Source organism: Clavibacter michiganensis (genome assembly GCF_016907085.1).
In the GTDB taxonomy this organism is placed as follows: Bacteria; Actinomycetota; Actinomycetes; order Actinomycetales; family Microbacteriaceae; genus Clavibacter; species Clavibacter michiganensis_O.
Genome location: NZ_JAFBBJ010000001.1, coordinates 1,293,594 through 1,312,676, shown reverse-complemented (window position 1 = coordinate 1,312,676; position 19,083 = coordinate 1,293,594). Strand labels below are relative to the sequence as shown.

At 74.0% G+C, this 19,083-nt stretch carries 17 protein-coding genes; 14 read left to right on the top strand and 3 right to left on the bottom strand.

Going from position 1 to position 19,083, the window contains the following annotated elements; genetic code table 11:
* Positions 1–55 precede the first annotated feature (55 nt).
* The 9 genes from ispG to rbfA all read left to right on the top strand — a co-directional run bounded on the left by ispG (position 56) and on the right by rbfA (position 12,938).
* Positions 56–1,201, top strand: coding sequence for a flavodoxin-dependent (E)-4-hydroxy-3-methylbut-2-enyl-diphosphate synthase (ispG, locus tag JOE38_RS05985; protein ID WP_172405931.1), 1,146 nt, complete (start codon positions 56–58; stop codon positions 1,199–1,201).
* Between the two features lie 107 nt (positions 1,202–1,308).
* Positions 1,309–2,340 (top strand): 3-oxoacyl-ACP synthase III, encoded by a 1,032-nt coding sequence (locus tag JOE38_RS05980; protein WP_204575308.1) that lies wholly within the window; start codon positions 1,309–1,311, stop codon positions 2,338–2,340.
* Between the two features lie 7 nt (positions 2,341–2,347).
* Positions 2,348–5,014 carry an alpha/beta fold hydrolase gene (locus JOE38_RS05975; protein WP_204575307.1) on the top strand — a complete coding sequence of 889 codons (2,667 nt, stop codon included), beginning with the start codon at positions 2,348–2,350 and terminating at the stop codon, positions 5,012–5,014.
* On the top strand, positions 5,011–6,012 hold the full coding sequence (locus tag JOE38_RS05970; RefSeq protein WP_204575306.1) for an NAD-dependent epimerase/dehydratase family protein: 1,002 nt from the start codon (positions 5,011–5,013) through the stop codon (positions 6,010–6,012). Before JOE38_RS05975 ends, JOE38_RS05970 begins: the two co-directional genes overlap by 4 nt.
* Positions 6,013–6,043: 31 nt before the next feature.
* Complete coding sequence (locus JOE38_RS05965) at positions 6,044–7,816, top strand: proline--tRNA ligase (protein ID WP_204575305.1); 1,773 nt, start codon at positions 6,044–6,046, stop codon at positions 7,814–7,816.
* A gap of 86 nt (positions 7,817–7,902) precedes the next feature.
* Positions 7,903–8,910, top strand: a complete 1,008-nt coding sequence (gene nusA, locus JOE38_RS05960) for a transcription termination factor NusA (RefSeq protein WP_045528674.1) — start codon at positions 7,903–7,905, stop codon at positions 8,908–8,910.
* 50 nt (positions 8,911–8,960) lie between these two features.
* Positions 8,961–9,254 carry a YlxR family protein gene (locus tag JOE38_RS05955; protein WP_204575304.1) on the top strand — a complete coding sequence of 98 codons (294 nt, stop codon included), beginning with the start codon at positions 8,961–8,963 and terminating at the stop codon, positions 9,252–9,254.
* A gap of 96 nt (positions 9,255–9,350) precedes the next feature.
* Positions 9,351–12,185: a translation initiation factor IF-2 gene (gene infB, locus JOE38_RS05950; protein WP_204575303.1), complete on the top strand. Its 2,835-nt coding sequence runs from the start codon at positions 9,351–9,353 to the stop codon at positions 12,183–12,185.
* A 225-nt stretch (positions 12,186–12,410) separates the two neighbouring features.
* Positions 12,411–12,938: a 30S ribosome-binding factor RbfA gene (rbfA, locus tag JOE38_RS05945; RefSeq protein ID WP_204575302.1), complete on the top strand. Its 528-nt coding sequence runs from the start codon at positions 12,411–12,413 to the stop codon at positions 12,936–12,938.
* Positions 12,939–12,981: 43 nt separating this feature from the next.
* Here the strand turns inward: rbfA and JOE38_RS05940 are convergent, their stop codons facing one another.
* Positions 12,982–13,860 (bottom strand): A/G-specific adenine glycosylase, encoded by an 879-nt coding sequence (locus JOE38_RS05940; RefSeq protein ID WP_204575301.1) that lies wholly within the window; start codon positions 13,858–13,860, stop codon positions 12,982–12,984.
* A gap of 38 nt (positions 13,861–13,898) precedes the next feature.
* Here JOE38_RS05940 and JOE38_RS05935 point away from each other — a divergent pair, with 38 nt between their 5' ends.
* Positions 13,899–14,468: a hypothetical protein gene (locus JOE38_RS05935; protein ID WP_204575300.1), complete on the top strand. Its 570-nt coding sequence runs from the start codon at positions 13,899–13,901 to the stop codon at positions 14,466–14,468.
* Positions 14,469–14,509: 41 nt separating this feature from the next.
* Here JOE38_RS05935 and JOE38_RS05930 read toward each other — a convergent pair whose 3' ends face one another.
* Positions 14,510–15,505 carry a ketopantoate reductase family protein gene (locus tag JOE38_RS05930; RefSeq protein ID WP_204575299.1) on the bottom strand — a complete coding sequence of 332 codons (996 nt, stop codon included), beginning with the start codon at positions 15,503–15,505 and terminating at the stop codon, positions 14,510–14,512.
* A gap of 86 nt (positions 15,506–15,591) precedes the next feature.
* Between JOE38_RS05930 and truB the strand changes: the two genes are divergently transcribed.
* From truB to JOE38_RS05910, 4 genes are read left to right on the top strand one after another with little or no spacing between them, the layout of a single operon-like run.
* Positions 15,592–16,551 carry a tRNA pseudouridine(55) synthase TruB gene (gene truB / locus JOE38_RS05925; RefSeq protein WP_204575298.1) on the top strand — a complete coding sequence of 320 codons (960 nt, stop codon included), beginning with the start codon at positions 15,592–15,594 and terminating at the stop codon, positions 16,549–16,551.
* Positions 16,548–16,916, top strand: a complete 369-nt coding sequence (locus JOE38_RS05920) for a hypothetical protein (protein ID WP_204575297.1) — start codon at positions 16,548–16,550, stop codon at positions 16,914–16,916. The genes truB and JOE38_RS05920 overlap by 4 nt, the downstream gene beginning before the upstream one ends.
* Before the next feature lie 37 nt (positions 16,917–16,953).
* Positions 16,954–17,415 (top strand): hypothetical protein, encoded by a 462-nt coding sequence (locus JOE38_RS05915; RefSeq protein ID WP_204575296.1) that lies wholly within the window; start codon positions 16,954–16,956, stop codon positions 17,413–17,415.
* A gap of 2 nt (positions 17,416–17,417) precedes the next feature.
* Complete coding sequence (locus JOE38_RS05910; protein ID WP_204575295.1) at positions 17,418–18,350, top strand: bifunctional riboflavin kinase/FAD synthetase; 933 nt, start codon at positions 17,418–17,420, stop codon at positions 18,348–18,350.
* On the opposite strand, the gene JOE38_RS05905 is transcribed toward JOE38_RS05910, so the two are convergent.
* The gene (locus JOE38_RS05905; RefSeq protein ID WP_204575294.1) at positions 18,347–19,048 is read right to left on the bottom strand and encodes a maleylpyruvate isomerase family mycothiol-dependent enzyme; all 702 of its coding nucleotides are present in this window, start codon (positions 19,046–19,048) and stop codon (positions 18,347–18,349) included. The genes JOE38_RS05910 and JOE38_RS05905 overlap by 4 nt on opposite strands.
* Between the last annotated feature and the right edge of the window lie 35 nt (positions 19,049–19,083).

Below are 19,083 nucleotides of genomic sequence, written 5' to 3'. Positions count from 1 at the left end.
CGGGCCGCGCGCCCCGACGCACCGGGCGCGCAGGAATCGGACGTAGGCTCTTCCCGTGCCAGCAGTCAATCTCGGAATGCCGAAGGTCCCTGAGGTCCTCGCGCCCCGCCGCAAGACCCGTCAGATCAGCGTCGGCAAGGTGAAGGTGGGCGGGAACGCCCAGGTCAGCGTCCAGTCGATGACGACCACGCAGACGACCAACATCAACGCGACGCTCCAGCAGATCGCCGAGCTCACGGCCACGGGCTGCGACATCGTGCGCGTCGCCGTCCCGCACCAGGACGACGCGGACGTGCTGCACATCCTGGCCAAGAAGAGCCAGATCCCGATCATCGCGGACATCCACTTCCAGCCCCGCTACGTCTTCACGGCCATCGACGCCGGCGTCGGCGCGGTGCGCGTGAACCCGGGCAACATCCGCAAGTTCGACGACCAGGTCGGCGCCATCGCGAAGGCCGCCAAGGCTGCTGGCACCTCGATCCGCATCGGCGTCAACGCCGGATCCCTGCACCCGAGCCTCCTGCAGAAGTACGGCAAGGCCACGCCCGAGGCGCTCGTCGAGTCCGCCGTGTGGGAGGCCAGCCTCTTCGAGGAGCACGACTTCCACGACTTCAAGATCTCGGTCAAGCACAACGACCCCGTCATCATGGTGAAGGCCTACCGCCTGCTCGCCGAGCGCGGCGACTGGCCCCTGCACCTCGGCGTCACCGAGGCGGGCCCCGCGTTCCAGGGCACCATCAAGAGCGCCACGGCGTTCGGCATCCTGCTCTCCGAGGGCATCGGCGACACCATCCGCGTGTCCCTCTCCGCGCCGCCGGCCGAGGAGGTGAAGGTGGGCCTGCAGATCCTGCAGTCGCTCAACCTCCGGGAGCGCAAGCTCGAGATCGTCTCCTGCCCGAGCTGCGGCCGCGCCCAGGTCGACGTCTACTCGCTCGCCGAGCAGGTCACCGAGGGCCTCAAGCACGTCAACGTGCCGCTGCGCGTCGCCGTCATGGGCTGCGTCGTGAACGGGCCCGGCGAGGCCCGCGAGGCCGAGCTCGGCGTCGCGTCCGGCAACGGCCGCGGGCAGATCTTCGTCAAGGGCGAGGTCATCAAGACCGTCCCCGAGGCCGAGATCGTCCAGACCCTCATCGAGGAGGCGAACCGCCTCGCCGCGGAGATGCCCGCGGGATCCATCGGCAGCCCCGAGATCCTCGTCTAGACCCCCGTACTCCCCACCCGCCCGCACCGGCGGCGTGCGTCCGCGCGCGCCGCCTGCGCGTAGGCTCTGCTAGTCGTCCGCCCGGCGGACCGCCCCACGAACTGAGGATGCTGTTGAACGGTAACGCCACATTCCGGCATCGGAACACCTCCCTGCTGGGGCTCGCCAGCGTCCTCGCGCCCCACACCGTGACCTCGGTCGAGATCGACGACCGCCTGAAGCCCGTGCTCTCCCGGCTCCGCCTCCCCACCGGTCTCCTGCAGCGCGTCGCGGGCGTGCTCGAGCGCCGCAACTGGGACGCGTCCATGTCCTTCGACGCGGCCGCGACCGAGGCCGGGCGCAAGGCGCTCGCGCAGGCCGGCGTCCAGCCGTCGCAGATCGGGCTGCTCATCAACACCTCCGTGACGCGGGCGCACCTCGAGCCGAGCGTCGCGGTCAGCATCCACCACGGCCTCGGGCTGCCGTCGTCGGCCCTGAACTTCGACATCGCCAACGCGTGCCTCGGCTTCGTCAACGCGATGACGCTCGCGGGCCACCTCATCGACTCGGGTCAGATCGACTACGCGATGATCGTCGACGGCGAGGACGCCGGCGAGATCCGCCACAACACGGTCGCGCGCCTGCTCCGCCCGGAGACCACGCGCGCCGACTTCCTCAGCGAGTTCCCCAGCCTCACGCTCGGCGCGGGCGCCGCGGCGGCCGTCCTCGGGCGCACGAGCGACCACCCCGAGGGGCACCGGATCCTCGGCGGCGTCACGCGCGCGGCCACCCAGCACCACGAGCTCTGCATCGGCGACGTGGACGGCATGTTCACCGACACGAAGGAGCTGCTCCGCGGCGGCATGGAGCTCGTCGTCGACGCGTGGAAGGAAGCCGCGCAGGACGACTGGGAGTGGTCCGACATGGACCGCTACGTCCTCCACCAGGTGTCGGACGTCCACACGAACGCCATCGTCAAGGCCGCGAAGCTCGACAAGTCGCGCGTGCCGCTCACCTACCCGCGCTACGGCAACGTCGGCCCCGCGAGCATCCCCATCACGCTCGCCGACCAGGCCGACAGCCTCAGCCGCGGCGACCGCGTGCTCTGCATGGGCGTGGGCTCCGGCCTCAACACGGCCATGACCGAGATCCTCTGGTAGCCGCGGCGTGAGCGCATCGGCCGCGGTCGCCCCGGCGACCGTCCCCGTGTCGGGCCCCGAGGGGCAGCCGCTGCCCGGTCTCGATCCCGCCTGGTCGCGCGTCGTGCGCGCCGGCGGGCACGGCTGGCACCTGCTCGACACGGGGGAGCGGCTGGCGGCGACGGGTGCGCCCGTCGCCGGCACGATCCTGTGCGTGCACGGCAACCCGACGTGGTCGTACCTGTGGCGGCGCATCGCGGCGGAGTCGCTGGAACGGGCCGAGCGGGATCCGTCGCGGCCGGCCTGGCGCGTGGTCGCCGTCGACCAGCTCGACATGGGCTTCTCCGAGCGCACGGGCGTGGCGCGCACGCTGCCGACGCGGCTCGACGACCTGCAGGCGCTCACCGACGAGCTGGGGCTCAGCGGATCCGGCGCGACCGGCCCCGTCGTCACGCTCGGGCACGACTGGGGCGGCGTGATCAGCCTCGGCTGGGCGCTCCGCAACCGCGACGTGCTCGCGGGGGTCATGGCGCTCAACACGGCCGTGCACCAGGAGGAGGGCGTGCCCATCCCCTGGCCGCTGCGCTTGGCGCTCGCCACGGGGATCCACGACGCCGCCACGCGCGGCACGCCGGGCTTCCTCGCCACCACGCTCGCGCTCGCGCACCCGCCGCTGGACCCCGCCGTGCGCCGCGCGTTCGCCGCGCCGTACCGGGGGGCGTCCCGTCGAGCGGGGATCCGCGGCTTCGTCGCCGACATCCCGGTCGGCCCCGCGCATCCCAGCCACGCGACGCTCACCTCCATCGCGGAGGGGCTGCGCGACCTCGACCTCCCGGCGCTGTTCGTCTGGGGACCGCGCGACCCGATCTTCTCCGACGTCTACCTCTCCGACCTCCTCGAGCGCCTGCCGCACGCCGACGTCCACCGCGTGGAGGGCGCCGGCCACCTCGTCGCCGAGGACCACGACTACGCGTCCGCCGCGCTCGACTGGCTGGCCGACCGGGTCGCGCCGGGGACGGCTCCCGCCGCGCACGCGCCGCGGACGCCCGCGCCCGTCCGCCCGCTCGATGCCCTCCTCGAGGAGCTGCGCGACAGCGACGACCCCGTGATCGTGGAGATGGCGCCCCGCGGCGCCACCGGCCCGCGCACCGTCTCCTGGCGCCTGCTCTCCCGCCGCGTCCGCGAGATCGCGGCCGGCCTGCACGCGCGCGGGCTCCGCGCGGGCGACCGCGTCTCGCTCCTCGTGCCGCCCGGCGCCGACCTCACGGCCCTCCTCTACGCGTGCCTCCGGATCGGCGCGATCGTCGTGGTCGCCGACGCGGGCCTCGGCGTGAAGGGCCTCGGGCGCGCGGTGGCGGGATCCCGCCCCGACATGGTCGTCGGCATCCCCGCCGGCCTCGCCCTCGCGCGCGCCCTGGGCTGGCCGGGGGAGCGGATCTCCGTCACCACGCTCGCGCCGCCCGTCGCCCGCGCGCTCGGCGTCGCCGCGAGCCTGCCGCAGATCGCCCGCGACGGCCGCGCGCAGGTCCTGCCGCCCGCGCCCGCGGCCGACGACGACGCCGCGATCCTCTTCACCTCGGGATCCACCGGCCCGGCCAAGGGCGTCATGTACACGTACCGCCAGCTCGCATCCCTGCGCGACACCCTCGGCGGCCGCTTCGACGTGGGCGTCGGCACGGGCCTCGTCGCCGGCTTCGCGCCGTTCGCGCTGCTGGGGCCGGCTCTCGGCGCCACGAGCGTCACGCCCGACATGGACGTGACCCGCCCGCGCGACCTCACCGCGTCCGCCCTCGCGGCCGCCGCCCGCGCCGCCGACGCCACCGTCGTGTTCGCGTCGCCCGCCGCGCTCGACAACGTGGTCGCCACCTCCGACGCCCTCACCGCGGACGACCGCGCGGCCCTCGGCCGGGTCCGGTCGCTGCTCTCCGCGGGCGCGCCGCTGTCGGAGGCGCTGCTCACGCGCGCCGCGGCCCTCGTGCCGGCCGCCGAGGTGCACACGCCCTACGGCATGACCGAGGGCCTGCTGCTCACCGACGTCACGCTCGAGGGGATCCGCGACGGCGCCCGCCGCGGCGACGAGGGCGTGTGCGTCGGGACGCCCGTCGACCCGGTCGACATCCGCATCAGCCCGCTCGACGCCGCGGGCGCCGCCACCGGCGCGCTCACGTCCGAGCCCGGCGTCACGGGCGAGATCGTCGCCCAGGCGCCGCACGTCCACGAGCGCTACGACCGCCTGCACGTCACCGACCGGGCCGCCCGGCGCGACTCGGCCGATGGGATCCGCCGCCACCGCACCGGCGACGTCGGCCACCTCGACGCGATGGGCGCGCTCTGGATCGAGGGGCGCCTCCCGCACGTCATCACGACCGCCGACGGGGTGCTCACGCCCGTCGGACCCGAGCTCCGGGCGGCGTCCGCGGCGGGGGTGGGCCGCACGGCCGCCGTGGGCGTCGGACCCGCGGGCGTGCAGCAGCTCGTGCTCGTGGTCGAGACCGTGCCGGCCGCGCGCCGCGTGGGCCTCGCACGCCCGGACCTCGCCGCCGCCGTGCGCGCCGCGGTCGGCGTCCCGGTCGCGGCCGTCATCGTCGTTCCCGTGCTGCCCACGGACGTCCGCCACAACTCCAAGGTCGACCGCGCGCGCCTCGGCCGCTGGGCCGCGGGGATCCTCGCGGGCGGCCGGGTGGTCGCCCCGTGACCGTCCTCGTCACGGGCGCGAGCGGCATGCTCGGCCGCGCCGTCGCCGAGCGGCTCGCCGCCGCCGGGCACGCCGTCCGCGCGTTCCAGCGCCAGCCGTCCGGGCTCGCGGCGAGCGGCGCGGCGCCCGTGCCGGGATCCGTCGTCGACCTCCGCGGCAGCGTCACCGACGCGGATGCCGTCGCCCGCGCGCTCGACGGCGTCGACGCCGTGGTGCACCTCGCCGCCAAGGTCTCGCTCGCGGGGGATCCGGCCGACTTCCGCGCCGTCAACGTCGAGGGCACGCGCGCGCTGCTCCGCGCGGCGCGCGCGGCCGGCGTCGCGCGTTTCGTCCACGTCTCCTCGCCGTCCGTCGCGCACACGGGCCTCTCCATCACGGGCGACGGCGCCGGCCCCGCGGATCCCGTCCGCGCCCGCGGCGACTACGCCCGCACCAAGGCCGAGGGCGAGCTCGTCGCGCTGGCCGCCGACGACCCCGCCATGCGCGTCCTCGCCGTCCGCCCGCACCTCGTCTGGGGCCCGGGCGACACGCAGCTCGTCGCCCGCATCGTCGACCGGGCCGCGCGCGGCCGCCTGCCGCTCCTCGGCCACGGCGCCGCGCTCATCGACACCGTCTACCGCGACAACGCCGCCGACGCGATCGTCGCCGCCCTCGCCGCCGCCGACACCGCGCACGGCCGCGCGTACGTCGTCACCAACGGCGAGCCGCGTCCCGTCGCGGAGCTGCTCGCGGGCATGTGCCGCGCCGCCGGGGTGCCCGCGCCGCGGATCCGCGTCCCCGCCGCCCTCGCTCGCGCCGCCGGGGGAGCGGTGGAGCGCGTCTGGGCCGTGCGCCCCGGATCCGACGAGCCGCCCATGACCCGATTCCTCGCCGAGCAGCTCTCCACGGCGCACTGGTTCGACCAGCGCGAGACCCGCCGGGCGCTCGCCTGGACCCCGGCGGTCTCCCTCGACGAGGGCTTCGAGCGCCTGCGCCTCTCGTACGCCGCCGCGCGCTGAGCCGGCCCGGCCGGATCGCTAGGCTGATCCGGTGTCCACACGCCTCTCGAAGCTCTTCGTCCGCACCCTCCGGGAAGACCCCGTCGACGCCGAGGTGGCCAGCCACCGCCTCCTCGTGCGCGCCGGCTACATCCGCCGCCAGGCCCCCGGCATCTTCGCCTGGCTGCCGCTCGGCCTCCGCGTCAAGAACAAGGTCGAGGCCATCGTCCGCGAGGAGATGGAGCGCATCGGCGCCCAGGAGGTGCACTTCCCCGCGCTGCTCCCCGCCGAGCCGTACCAGGCCACCGGCCGCTACGACGAGTACGGCCCCGGGATGTTCCGCCTCGAGGACCGCAAGCGCGCGCCCATGGTGCTCGCGCCCACGCACGAGGAGTTCTTCGCGCTGCTCGTGAAGGACCTCTACTCGAGCTACAAGGACCTGCCCCTGTCGATCTACCAGATCCAGGACAAGTACCGCGACGAGGCCCGCCCCCGCGCCGGCATCCTCCGCGGCCGCGAGTTCACGATGAAGGACGCCTACTCCTTCGACCACACCGACGCCGGCCTCGCCGTCAGCTACCAGGCGCAGCGCGACGCCTACGAGCGGATCTTCCAGCGCCTCGGCCTCGAGTACGTCATCGTCGCCGCCGACGCGGGCGCCATGGGCGGGTCCAAGAGCGAGGAGTTCCTGCACCCCACGCCCATCGGCGAGGACACGTTCGTGCGGAGCCCCGGCGGCTACGCGGCCAACGTCGAGGCGTTCACGACGCTCGTGCCCGAGTCGATCCCCATCGAAGGCCAGCCCGACGCGCGCGTCTTCGACTCGCCCGACACCCCCACCATCCAGACCCTCGTCGACCTGGCGAACGCGCAGGAGCCCCGCGAGGACGGCCGTGCCTGGACCGCCGCCGACACCCTGAAGAACATCGTCCTCGCGCTCACCCACCTCGACGGCACGCGCGAGCTCGTCGTGGTCGGGATCCCCGGCGACCGCGACATCGACCTCAAGCGCGCCGAGGTGGCCTTCTTCCCCGCCGAGGTCGAGGCCGCGAACGACGGGGACCTCGCCAAGAACCCGGGCCTCGTGAAGGGCTACATCGGCCCGTGGTCGGTCGAGGGCCCCGTGCTCGGATCCACGTCCGCCACGAAGGTGCGCTACCTCGTCGACCCCCGCGTCGTCGACGGCAGCTCGTGGATCACGGGCGCCAACGTCGCCGGGAAGCACGTCCTCTCGCTCGTCGCCGGCCGCGACTTCACGCCCGACGGCGTGGTCGAGGCCGCGGACGTGCGCGACGGCGACCCGGCGCCCGACGGGTCCGGTCCCATCAGCACCGCGCGCGGCACCGAGATCGGCCACGTCTTCGAGCTCGGCCGCATGTACGCGGAGGCGCTCGGCCTCAAGGTGCTCGACGAGAACGGCAAGCTCGTCACCGTCACGATGGGCTCGTACGGCATCGGCATCACGCGCAACCTCGCCCTCGTCGCCGAGGCCACGCAGGACGGCCGCGGCCTCCTCTGGCCCGCGTCCATCAGCCCGTTCGACGTGCACGTGGTGATGACCGGCAAGGGCGACGAGATCGCCTCCGCATCCGAGGAGCTCGTCGACGCGCTCGACGCCGCGGGCCTCGACGTGCTCTTCGACGACCGCCCCAAGGTGTCGCCGGGCGTGAAGTTCGGCGACGCCGAGCTCATCGGCGTGCCGACCATCGTCATCGTCGGCCGCGGCGCGGTCGACGGCATGGCCGAGCTCTGGGACCGCCGCACGAACGAGCGCACCCCGGTCGCGCTCGCCGACGTCGTGGGCGCGCTCACCGCCGACAGCTGATCCGCACCGCGCCCCCGCTCGAGGCTGCCCGACCCCTCCCGGTCGGGTAGCCTCGAGTGTTTCCAACCGAATAGAGGAGTCGCACCGTGGACATCGACCTGAGCGTCTTGCGCCTGATGGAGCGCGAGCGCGAGATCCCGTTCGAGGAGCTCGTCTCGATCATCGAGCAGGCCATCCTCACCGCCTACCTCAAGCACACCGACCAGGCCGACGCCAAGCCCGTCGCCGACGGCGTGCCCCCCGCCCGCGTGCACCTGGACAGGAAGTCCGGCCACGTCTCCGTGCACGTCCCCGAGCTCGACGAGGACGGCCTCGTCATCGGCGAGTCCGAGGACAGCCCGAGCGACTTCGGCCGCATCGCCGCGTTCGCCGCCAAGCAGGTCATCAACCAGCGCCTGCGCGACATCGGCGACGACCGCATCCTCGGCGAGTTCAAGGGCCGCGAGGGCGACATCGTCGCGGGCGTCATCCAGCAGGGCCCGAACCCCCGCATGATCCACGTCGACCTCGGCACCATCGAGGCGATCCTGCCGCCCGAGGAGCAGGTGCCCGGCGAGAAGTACGTGCACGGCTCGCGCCTGCGCGTCTACGTCACGAGCGTCTCGCGCGGCGCCAAGGGCCCGCAGATCACGGTCTCGCGCACGCACCCCTCGCTCGTCCGCAAGCTGTTCGCGCTCGAGGTGCCGGAGATCGCGCAGGGCCTCGTCGAGATCGTGTCGCTCGCCCGCGAGGCCGGGCACCGCACCAAGATCGCCGTGCGCGCGACCGAGCCGGGCATCAACGCCAAGGGCGCCTGCATCGGCGAGCTGGGGCAGCGCGTCCGCGCGGTCACGGCCGAGCTCAACGACGAGAAGATCGACATCGTCGACTACTCCGAGTCGCTGCCCGTCTTCGTCGGCAACGCGCTCTCGCCCGCCCGGGTCACGAGCTCGTTCGTCATCGACCAGGCGACCAAGGCCGTCCGCGCGCTCGTGCCCGACTACCAGCTGTCGCTCGCCATCGGCAAGGAGGGCCAGAACGCCCGCCTCGCCGCCAAGCTCACGGGCGCGAAGATCGACATCCAGCCCGACTCGATCCTCGAGGGCGACGACTGAGCGCCGCCCGCCGGGACCCGGCCTCCCCGCCGCCGGACGGAGGGGGTAGTATGAATCCGGTAAGAACGTGCGTCGGCTGTCGTCGGCGTGCCCCGAGGTCCGCTCTTCTGCGGATCGTCGCCGATCCCCCCACCCGCTCCCTCGTCCTCGACGAGCGCGCGGTCAAGGCCGGCAGGGGCGCGTGGATCCATCCGACCATCGAGTGCATCGACAGAGCGATCGCGCGGCGTGCCTTCGGGCGGGCCCTGCGGAGCGACGCGGCGCTCGACCCCGCAGCTCTTGGGGGACTACGAGAGCGGCTCGCGGCCCAGCCGAGCGCGCGAGCATCCGAGAGAACAGGCTGAACGGCACATGGACAACTAATGAGCGGCTCGAAATGAGATCCGTCCAGCACTAGCGGTCCCCTCCTGCCTGGGAGAGGACCCCCAGACAGGAGAACAGTGGCCAAACCACGCGTACACGAGATCGCCGCCGAGATCGGCGTCGACAGCAAGACCGCACTCGCCAAGCTCAAGGAGATGGGCGAGTTCGTCAAGGGACCGTCGTCGAGCATCGAGCCCCCCGTGGCCCGCAAGCTCAAGGCGGCCCTCGAGGCAGCCGGCGTCACCGGACAGGCCGCGGCTCCCGCCGCAGCCCCCTCGTCCGCCCCGCGGCCCGGAGCCCGTTCGTCGGCCCCGAAGCCCGGCGGCCGTCCCACCCCCGGCCCGCAGCCCACGGCCGCTCCCGAGGTGGAGGCCCCCGAGGCGTCCGACGTGCCGGTCCCGGCGAAGCCGCTGACCGTCGCCGAGCGCCAGGCCCAGGCCGAGGCGAGCCGCAAGGCCGCCGCCGAGGAGAAGGCGCAGGCCGAGAAGTCGGCCGCGTCCGCCACCCCCGACGCCCCGGCCGCCGAGACCCCGAGCGCCCCGCGCCCGGACGCCGGCAGCACGCCCGCCCCCTCGAACGGCATCCCGCGTCCCGGGATCCCGCGTCCGGCGGCCCCGCGCCCCGGCAACAACCCCTTCGCGAGCAACCAGGGCATGGGCACCAAGCCCCGCCCGGGCAACAACCCGTTCGCGAGCAACCAGGGCATGGGTCAGCGTCCCGCCGCGGGAGCCGCAGGCCCCCGTCCGGCCGCTCCCCGTCCCGGATCGCCCCGCCCCGGCGCCCCGCGTCCTGGCGGCGTCGGCCAGGGCGCGCGCCCGGCCGGCTTCGGCCAGCGTCCCGCGGGTGCGGGTCGTCCCGGCGGCGCACCCGGCGGAGCGGGACGCCCCGGCGCCCCCGCTGCCGGCGGCTTCCAGCGTCCGGCCGGCGGCTTCGCCGGTCGTCCCGGTGGCGGCGGCCGTGGTCGCGGCCCCGGCGGCGGCACCGCCGGCGCCTTCGGTCGCGGCGGCGGCAAGAGCAAGTCGCGCAAGTCGAAGCGGACGAAGAGGGCCGAGTTCGAGCTGCGCGAGGCCCCGTCGCTGGGTGGCGTCAGCGTCCCCCGCGGCGACGGCAACACCATCGTCCGCCTGCGTCGCGGCGCGTCCATCTCGGACTTCGCCGACAAGATCGACGCGAGCCCCGGCAACCTGGTGACCGTGCTGTTCCACCTCGGTGAGATGGCCACGGCGACCGAGTCGCTCGACGAGGCCACCTTCGAGGTGCTCGGCACGGAGCTCGGCTACAAGATCCAGGTCGTCTCCCCGGAGGACGAGGACCGCGAGCTGCTCGAGGGCTTCGACATCGACCTCGACCAGGAGCTCGAGGACGAGGACGACGACGTGCTGGAGATCCGGCCGCCCGTCGTCACCGTCATGGGCCACGTCGACCACGGGAAGACGCGCCTTCTCGACGCCATCCGCAACGCCAACGTCATCGAGGGCGAAGCGGGCGGCATCACGCAGCACATCGGCGCGTACCAGGTCTGGGCGCCGCACGAGGGCTACGAGCGCGCCATCACCTTCATCGACACCCCGGGTCACGAGGCGTTCACCGCCATGCGCGCCCGCGGTGCGCAGGTCACCGACATCGCGATCCTCGTGGTCGCGGCCGACGACGGCATCATGCCGCAGACGGTGGAGGCCCTGAACCACGCCCAGGCGGCGAACGTGCCGATCGTGGTCGCGGTCAACAAGGTCGACAAGGAGGGGGCCAACCCCGCCAAGGTGCGCCAGCAGCTCACCGAGTACGGCCTGGTCGCCGAGGAGTACGGCGGAGACGTCATGTTCGTCGACGTGTCGGCGCTCACCGGCAAGGGCGTGGACGACCTCCTCGAGGCCGTCCTGCTCACCGCCGACGCCGGCCTCGACCTGCGCAGCAACCCGAACAAGGACGCGCGCGGCGTGGCCATCGAGGCCCGCCTCGACAAGGGCCGCGGTGCGGTCGCGACCGTCCTCATCCAGTCGGGCACGCTCCGCGTGGGCGACGCCATCGTGGCGGGCACGGCCTACGGCCGCGTCCGGGCGATGATGGACGAGAACGGCGACGCCGTCCACGAGGCCTACCCCTCGCGGCCCGTCCAGGTCCAGGGCCTCTCGTCGGTCCCCGGCGCGGGCGACACCTTCCTCGTCACCGAGGAGGACCGCACCGCCCGTCAGATCGCCGAGAAGCGCGAGGCCGTCGAGCGCAACGCGCAGCTGGCCAAGGCCCGCAAGCGCATCAGCCTCGAGGACTTCACGCGTGCGCTGGAGGAGGGCAAGGTCGAGTCGCTCAACCTCATCATCAAGGGCGACGTGTCCGGTGCCGTCGAGGCGCTGGAGGAGTCGCTCATGAAGATCGAGGTGGACGACTCCGTGCAGCTGCGGATCATCCACCGCGGCGTCGGAGCGGTCACCGAGAGCGACGTCAACCTGGCGACGATCGACAACGCGATCATCATCGGGTTCAACGTCCGCCCCGACCCGAAGGCCCGCGCACGTGCGGCGCGCGAGGGCGTCGACATCCGCTTCTACAGCGTCATCTACTCGGCGCTCGAGGAGATCGAGTCGAGCCTCACGGGCATGCTCAAGCCCGAGTTCGAGGAGGTCCAGTCCGGCGTCGCCGAGATCCGCGAGGTGTTCCGCTCCTCCAAGTTCGGCAACATCGCGGGTGTCATCGTCCGCTCGGGCACCATCACCAGGAACGCCAAGGCGCGGGTCATCCGCGACGGCGTGGTGGTGGGCGACAACCTGGCCATCGAGTCGCTGCGCCGGTTCAAGGACGACGTGTCCGAGGTCCGCACGGACTTCGAGGCGGGCATCGGCCTCGGCAAGTTCAACGACATCCAGATCGGCGACGAGATCGAGACGATCGAGATGAAGGAGAAGCCGCGGGTCTGACCCCGGCCGATCCGGGCCCCGCTCCCCACCAGGGGAGCGGGGCCCTCCCCATCCCGCCACCCGCGGGGCACCAGCACGACCCGGGCACTCGTCCGGCAGTACCCGCCACCAGCGGGGCACCAGCACGACCCGGGCACTCGTCCGGCAGCACCCGCGACCAGCGGGGCACCAGCACGACGCCGGACGAGCACGCCCGGCGAGCAGCGTCACGGAAGGACGTCGACCATGGTCGATCACGCGAGGGCCAGGAAGATGGCCGACCGCATCAAGGAGATCGTCGCGCGCAAGCTCGACCGGGGGATCAAGGACCCGCGTCTCGGATTCGTCACCGTCACCGACGTGCGCGTCACGGGCGACCTGCAGCACGCCAGCATCTTCTACACGGTCTACGGCACCGACGAGGAGCGCGCCGACACCGCCGCCGCCCTCAAGTCCGCCACCGGCATGCTCCGCAGCGAGGTGGGCAAGAACATCACCGCGCGCCTCACGCCGTCGCTCGAGTTCATCCTCGACGGCGTGCCGGAGAACGCGGCCGCGATCGACGCCCTCCTCGAGGAGGCCCGCCGCCGCGACGCGGACGTGCAGGCCCAGGCCAAGGCCGGCGTGTACGCGGGCGACGAGGACCCGTACGTCAAGCCCCGCGTCATCGGGGAGGACGACGAGGACGAGGACGAGGACGAGGACGAGGACGACGACGAGGTGGACGGCGACGACGTCGACCGCTCCGCCCCCGGGTACGAGCCCGCCCACTGATCCGCTCGGACGGCCGGCGTCCGCGCCGATCGGCCGTCGTGCGTCAGCTCGGCAGGGCGTACGTGCCGTCGGGCTGGCGCACGGCCAGCCCGTCGGCGATGAGCCCGTCGAGCGCGCGCCCGCGCTGCACGGGCTCCGGCCATGCGGTCGCGAGGTCGGCCGCGGTCACGGGGGAGTGGCTCGACCGGAGCTCCGCGAGCAGGAGGCCGCGCACCTGGCGGTCGGATCCCTCGTACCTCTTCTGCACGACGCGCGCCGGCCCGTCGTAGGCCGGGTATCCCGCAGCGCGCCACGCGCACAGGTCGCGGACCGGGCAGTCGTCGCAGCGCGGCGCGCGCGCCGTGCAGACCACCGCGCCGAGCTCCATCGCGCCCGCGTTGAACAGGCGCGCCTCGGCCACGTCGTCGGGCAGCTGCGCCTCCATCGCGGCGAGGTCGACCTTCGTGCGCGCGGGCCCGGGATCGCCCTGGCCGGCCACCGCGCGCGCGAGCACCCGCCGCACGTTGACGTCGACGACCGGGTGCCGATGCCCGAACGCGAACGCCGCGACCGCGCGGGCCGTGTACGGGCCGACGCCGGGCAGGTCGAGCAGGGCGTCGACATCCTCGGGGACCTCGCCGCCGTGCCGCTCGACGATCGCGACCGCGCACGCGTGCAGGGCGAGCGCGCGCCGCGGGTAGCCGAGGCGGCCCCACGCGCGGACGGCCTCGCTGGCGGGCGTCGAGGCGAGCGCGGCGGGCACGGGCCAGCGCGCCAGCCACTCCTCGAGCCGCGGGATCACGCGGACCACGGGCGTCTGCTGCAGCATGAACTCGCTGACGAGGATGCCCCAGGATCCGAACCCCTCGCGCCGCCACGGCAGGTCGCGGGCGTTCTCCCGGAACCACGCGGTGATCCGGGGGGCGATGGCGGTCTCCGGCATCCGGCCAGCGTACGAGACGATGAGCCTAGGCTCGGCGCATGACCCTGTACCGCGCCTCCCGTGCCGAGGTCCTCGCCTCGCTCGCCGACGAGTTCCTGCACAACTACGGCCGCGGACGCGCCTACCTCGCGGTCGACGGCGGACCGCTCGCGGACCCGCACGCGTTCGCGCACGACCTCGCCGACGTGCTGCGCGCGGACGGCCGCGGCGCGTACGTCGCCCTGGCGGCCGACTTCGCGTCGCCCGACGGCGCCGCTCCGCTCGCCGACGCCCTCCGCGACGGGCTCGTCCGGCCGTTCCGGAAGGCCGGCAGCGGGTTCGCGCTGCGACCCGGCGGCGACGCCGTGGCGGACGCCCCCGACGACGCCGTGCTGATCGTCGCCGGCGACGCCCTGCAGACCCCGGAGCTCCGCGGCCTCTGGAACGCCGTCGTCTACCTGCTCCTGCCCGACGAGCCCCTCGCGACCTCGGGCGGCGACGCCGGATCCGCGGCCCAGGAGGCGCACGCGCGCTACATCCGCCAGGTCAACCCGCGCCGGGCGGCGACCATGATCGTCGACGTCACCGATCCCGACCTGCCGCGCCGCGTCTTCGCCGACAGCTGCTGAGGCCTGCCCGAGCGGAGCGCCGCGAGGGGCGCGGCGACGGATCAGCGCGGGACGAGCCGCGCGAGCTCCGCGGGCGAGATGTGCCGCCCGCTGGCCTCCACGCCGTGCACGAGCTGCACCAGGGCGGCATTGACGCGGGCGTCCTGGCCCGCGCCAGGAGCGAGGGCCGAGACCGCGCCGTTGAGGTGGTCCACCTCCGTGAGCCGGTTGCGGCGGATGCTCTGCAGCGTCGACCCGGGATTGGGCACCTGCCCCATGTTCCGGGCGAGCGACACCGGCAGGCGCTCGGCGAGGGGGAGCGGGAGCGACGCGAACAGCCTCAGGCGGCGATGCGTCAGGCCGCCGAGCCGGCCGAACGTCACGCCGCGTGCCAGGCCCGTGCGCACGGTCTCCTGCATGGCGCGCGTGACGATGCGCCGCAGCACGGGCTCGGCGATGACCGCCTGCACGCTGAGCCCCGTGATGGCCGGCACCGCGTTGATCCCGTTGATGACGAGCTTGGTCCACTGGGCCCCGCGGAAGTCGGCGGCGATCGTGACGGGCATGACGGGATCCAGCACCTCGCGCACGAGGGCGACGCCGGCGCCTCCCGGGCCGTCCGCGCTGCCGATCTGGATGCCCGCGGCCGACGTGACCGTGACGAGCCCGGGCTCGGTGAGCGAGGTCGCCGCGAGGGCGAGCCCGCCGACGACCTCGGAGCGCGGCAGGCACTCGACGCCCATCGTGATCCCGGAGAGGCCGTTCTGCACGACGAGCACGGGGATCCCGCGGAGCCAGCCCGCGTTCTCCGTCATGGCGTCGCGGGCGTCGGCGATCTTGGTGGCGACGATCGCGAGCTCGGGCGGGCGTCCCAGCCGCTCGGCCGCCGCGACGCGCGCGACGTGCTCGCCGTAGCCGCCGGCGAGGTGGAGGCCGCGGTCCTGGATCGCCCGCAGGTGCGGCCCGCGAGCGGTGACGTCGACCTCGTGGCCGGCCCGTTCGAGGAGCGCCGCGATCGTGCCGCCGACCGCGCCCGCACCCAAGACACCGATCCGCACGCGTCCTCCTCCGACTCGATCGATCCTAGGCCGGACGCCTCCGAGGGAGCCGGGCGGCGGCCCGGGCACGGCATGATGGTCAGGCCATGGAAACCCCGACCCCCCGCGCCGCGCCGTCCACCGCGAGCGGCCTGCTCCTCATCGACAAGCGCGGGGAGTGGACGAGCCACGACCTCGTCGCCCGCACGCGCCGCCTCGCCGGCACCCGCAAGGTCGGGCACGCGGGCACGCTCGACCCGATGGCGACCGGCCTCATGATCCTCGGCGTCAACAGCTCCACGCGCCTGCTCACCTACCTCGTCGGCCTCGACAAGGAGTACCTCGCGACCATCCGCCTCGGCCGCGCCACCACGACGGACGACCGCGAGGGCGAGGTCGTCTCGCGCGCGGAGCCCGGGCGGATCCGCGACCTCGCCGTCGCCGACGTGGAGCGCGCCATCGCGGACCTCCGCGGCACCATCTCGCAGGTGCCGAGCGCTGTGAGCGCCATCAAGGTCGACGGCAAGCGCGCGTACGCCCGCGTCCGCGCCGGCGAGGAGGTCGAGCTCGCCGCGCGCGAGGTGACCGTCTCGGCGTTCGACGTGCTGCGCTTCGACGCCGTGGAGGTCGAGGAGGGCGAGGAGGACGGCGCGCAGCTCGACCTCTCCGTGCGGATCACCTGCTCCTCCGGCACCTACGTGCGCGCCCTCGCGCGCGACCTCGGCCGCGCGCTCGGCGTCGGCGGGCACCTCACCGCGCTCCGCCGCACGCGCGTGGGCCCGTTCCACGTCGACGACGCCATGGCCGTCGACGACATGGTCGTCGCCGACCGCCTCATCCCGCCGGCCGACGCCGCCGCGCGCCTCTTCGACGTGCTGCACCTCACCGACCAGGAGGCGATCGACCTCGGGCACGGCAAGAAGCTGACGACGCCGGACGAGGCGCCCACCGAGGATCCGCTCGCCGCGGTCGCGCCCGACGGCCGGCTCGTGGGGCTGGTCGGCTTCCGCGGCCGCACCGGCACGTCCATCGTCAACTTCCCGGCGGACGAGGCGGGCGCCTCGTGATCGGCGGGTTCACGGTCGCGCAGATCGCCGTCGCCGTCGTCGCGGGCGTGCTCTGCCTCGTCGTCGGCGCGATCGGGCGGAAGCCGAGCGATCTCACGGTGCTGCCGACCGCGCTCGTCGAGGTTCTGCTCGTGGTGCAGCTCGTGATCGCGATCGTGGCTCCCGCGGTCGGCAACCCGCCGTCGGGCAGCCTGATCGAGTACTACGCCTACCTGCTGAGCGGCCTGCTGATCCCGCCGCTCGCGATCTTCTGGGCGCTGGTCGAGCGCACCCGCTGGAGCACGATCATCCTGGGGGCTTCGTGCCTGGCCATCGCGATCATGGTCTACCGGATGGACGTCATCTGGAACGTCCAGTCCGCGTGACCGCCTCTCCCTCGGGTAGGGGATAATCGCAGGTGCCATGACTGACTCCCGTACCTCGCGCATGACCGGTCTCGGACGGGTCCTGGTCTTCTTCTACGGGCTGCTGGCCCTCGCCGCGACGGGCCGCTCGGTCACCCAGATCCTCACCAAGTTCGACGAGGCCCCCGTCGCGTACGCGCTCTCCGCGCTCGCCGCCGTGGTCTACATCGTCGCGACCGTCGCGCTGGTCGCCCCGGCGCGCACCGCGGACGCCGCGCGCCGCTGGTACCGCATCGCGTTCGCCACGATCGCGTTCGAGCTCGTCGGCGTGCTGGTCGTCGGCACGCTGAGCCTCGTGGACTCCCAGCTCTTCCCGCACGACAGCGTGTGGTCGGTCTACGGCTACGGCTACGTGTTCATCCCGCTCGTGCTGCCGGTGCTCGGCCTCATGTGGCTCCGCCGTGGCGGCCGCTCCCGCGTGAGCGCCGTCGACGAGCGCCCCGTGCGCGGGGACCGCTGACCGTGCTCGTCGTCCACGACCCGGCCGACGTGCCGGGCGGCTTCGGGCCGAGCGCCGTCACCATCGGCAAGTTCGACGGCGTGCACGCGGGGCACCGCGCGGTGATCCGGCGCCTCCTCGGCATCGCGGAGGAGGAGGGCCTGTCGTCGGCCGTCGTCACGTTCGACCGCCACCCGGCCGCGCTCCTCGCGCCCGCCGCGCGCCCGCAGAGCCTCGTGAGCAACCGGCAGAAGATCGAGCTGCTCGCCGAGCTCGGCGTCGACGCGACCCTCATGCTCCCGTTCGACGAGCGCCTCCAGCGCCTCAGCCCGGAGGAGTTCGTCCGCACGGTGCTGGTCGACGCCCTCCGCGCCCGCGTCGTGCTCGTGGGCGAGGACTTCCGCTTCGGCGCGCAGGGCGCGGGCGACGCCGCCACGCTCACGCGCCTGGGCGAGAGCCACGGCTTCCGCACGGTCGTCGTCGGCGACGTCATGCCCGACGGCAGCCGCAAGGTCTCGTCCACGTGGATCCGCGACCTCATGGACCGCGGCGACGTCGAGGCCGCCGCCGAGCTGCTCGGCCGCGCGCCCGCCGTCCGCGGCCTCGTCGTGCACGGCGAGAAGCGCGGCCGCGAGCTCGGCTTCCCCACCGCGAACCTGTCGCCCGAGGCCGAGGGCCTCATCCCCGCCGACGGCGTCTACGCCGGCTGGCTCCGCGACGGCGACCGCACGTACCCGTCGGCGATCTCGGTCGGCACCAACCCGACCTTCGCGGGCGTCCGGCCGCGCGTCGTCGAGGCGTTCGTGCTCGACGAGACGCTCGACCTCTACGACCACGAGGTCGAGGTCGTGTTCGTCGCCCGGATCCGCGGCATGGTCGCCTACGAGGGGCGCGAGCCGCTCATCGCGCAGATGACGGACGACGTCGTGCGCACCCGCGCGGTGCTCGGCTCCTAGGCGGCGCCGGCGTCCCCGTCCTCGGGCGCGCCGGTCGCCTCGCCCTGCGGGCGGGGCGTGCGGCCGAAGAGGTACATGATCAGCGTCGACGCGGTCGCCTCGATCGCGGGGCCGTGGCCCACGCTCCAGCCGGCGTCGGACGCGCGCAGCGTCCGGGCCCGCAACACCCCGCGGATCTGCGCGGGCGCGATCGCGGCGCGCGCCACGGCGACGGCGCCGGTGGAGCGGTGGTCGAGCTCGAGGTCCGCCGGCAGCGCGTGCGCGATGTCGTACGCGTGCACGACCACCTCGAGCAGCTCGGGCAGGCGCTTGCGGCCCGTCCCGGCGCGCTTCTCGGCGGCGATGGCGCGGATCCGGGCGACGAGGTCCTCGGGGGAGCGGCGGGCCTCGTCGGCGCTGAGGTCGTCCATCACGTGCATGGGGTTGAGGTGCGGGCGACGACGCAGGGAGCCCACGGCCGTGCGCACCATGGCGGCGTTGCTCGCGCCGACCCGCCAGACGATGTGGCCGGCGACGTCGCGCACGGTCCAGCCGTCGCACATGCTCGCCGCCTCCCAGCCGTCGGCGTCGAGGGACGCGAGGAGGTCGGCGGTGCGGTCGAGCACGTCGGCGATCTCCTCGCTCCAGATGCCGGTGACCTTGGCCTCGGGCTCGGACGCGCGCTGGCTGAGGGGCAGGTGCCGGGAGATCTCGCTCATGGCCGAGAGCCTATTCCGGCCGCCGTAGAATCTGG

Excerpts from the sequence above, each read along its gene's own strand:
- truB (WP_204575298.1), top strand. The coding sequence starts at position 15,592 with ATGGAAACCCCGACCCCCCGCGCCGCGCCGTCCACCGCGAGCGGCCTG.
- rbfA (WP_204575302.1), top strand. The coding sequence starts at position 12,411 with ATGGTCGATCACGCGAGGGCCAGGAAGATGGCCGACCGCATCAAGGAG.
- JOE38_RS05935 (WP_204575300.1), top strand. The coding sequence starts at position 13,899 with ATGACCCTGTACCGCGCCTCCCGTGCCGAGGTCCTCGCCTCGCTCGCC.
- JOE38_RS05905 (WP_204575294.1), bottom strand. The coding sequence starts at position 19,048 with ATGAGCGAGATCTCCCGGCACCTGCCCCTCAGCCAGCGCGCGTCCGAG.
- JOE38_RS05915 (WP_204575296.1), top strand. The coding sequence starts at position 16,954 with ATGACTGACTCCCGTACCTCGCGCATGACCGGTCTCGGACGGGTCCTG.
- JOE38_RS05940 (WP_204575301.1), bottom strand. The coding sequence starts at position 13,860 with ATGCCGGAGACCGCCATCGCCCCCCGGATCACCGCGTGGTTCCGGGAG.
- JOE38_RS05955 (WP_204575304.1), top strand. The coding sequence starts at position 8,961 with ATGAATCCGGTAAGAACGTGCGTCGGCTGTCGTCGGCGTGCCCCGAGG.
- JOE38_RS05980 (WP_204575308.1), top strand. The coding sequence starts at position 1,309 with ATGCTGTTGAACGGTAACGCCACATTCCGGCATCGGAACACCTCCCTG.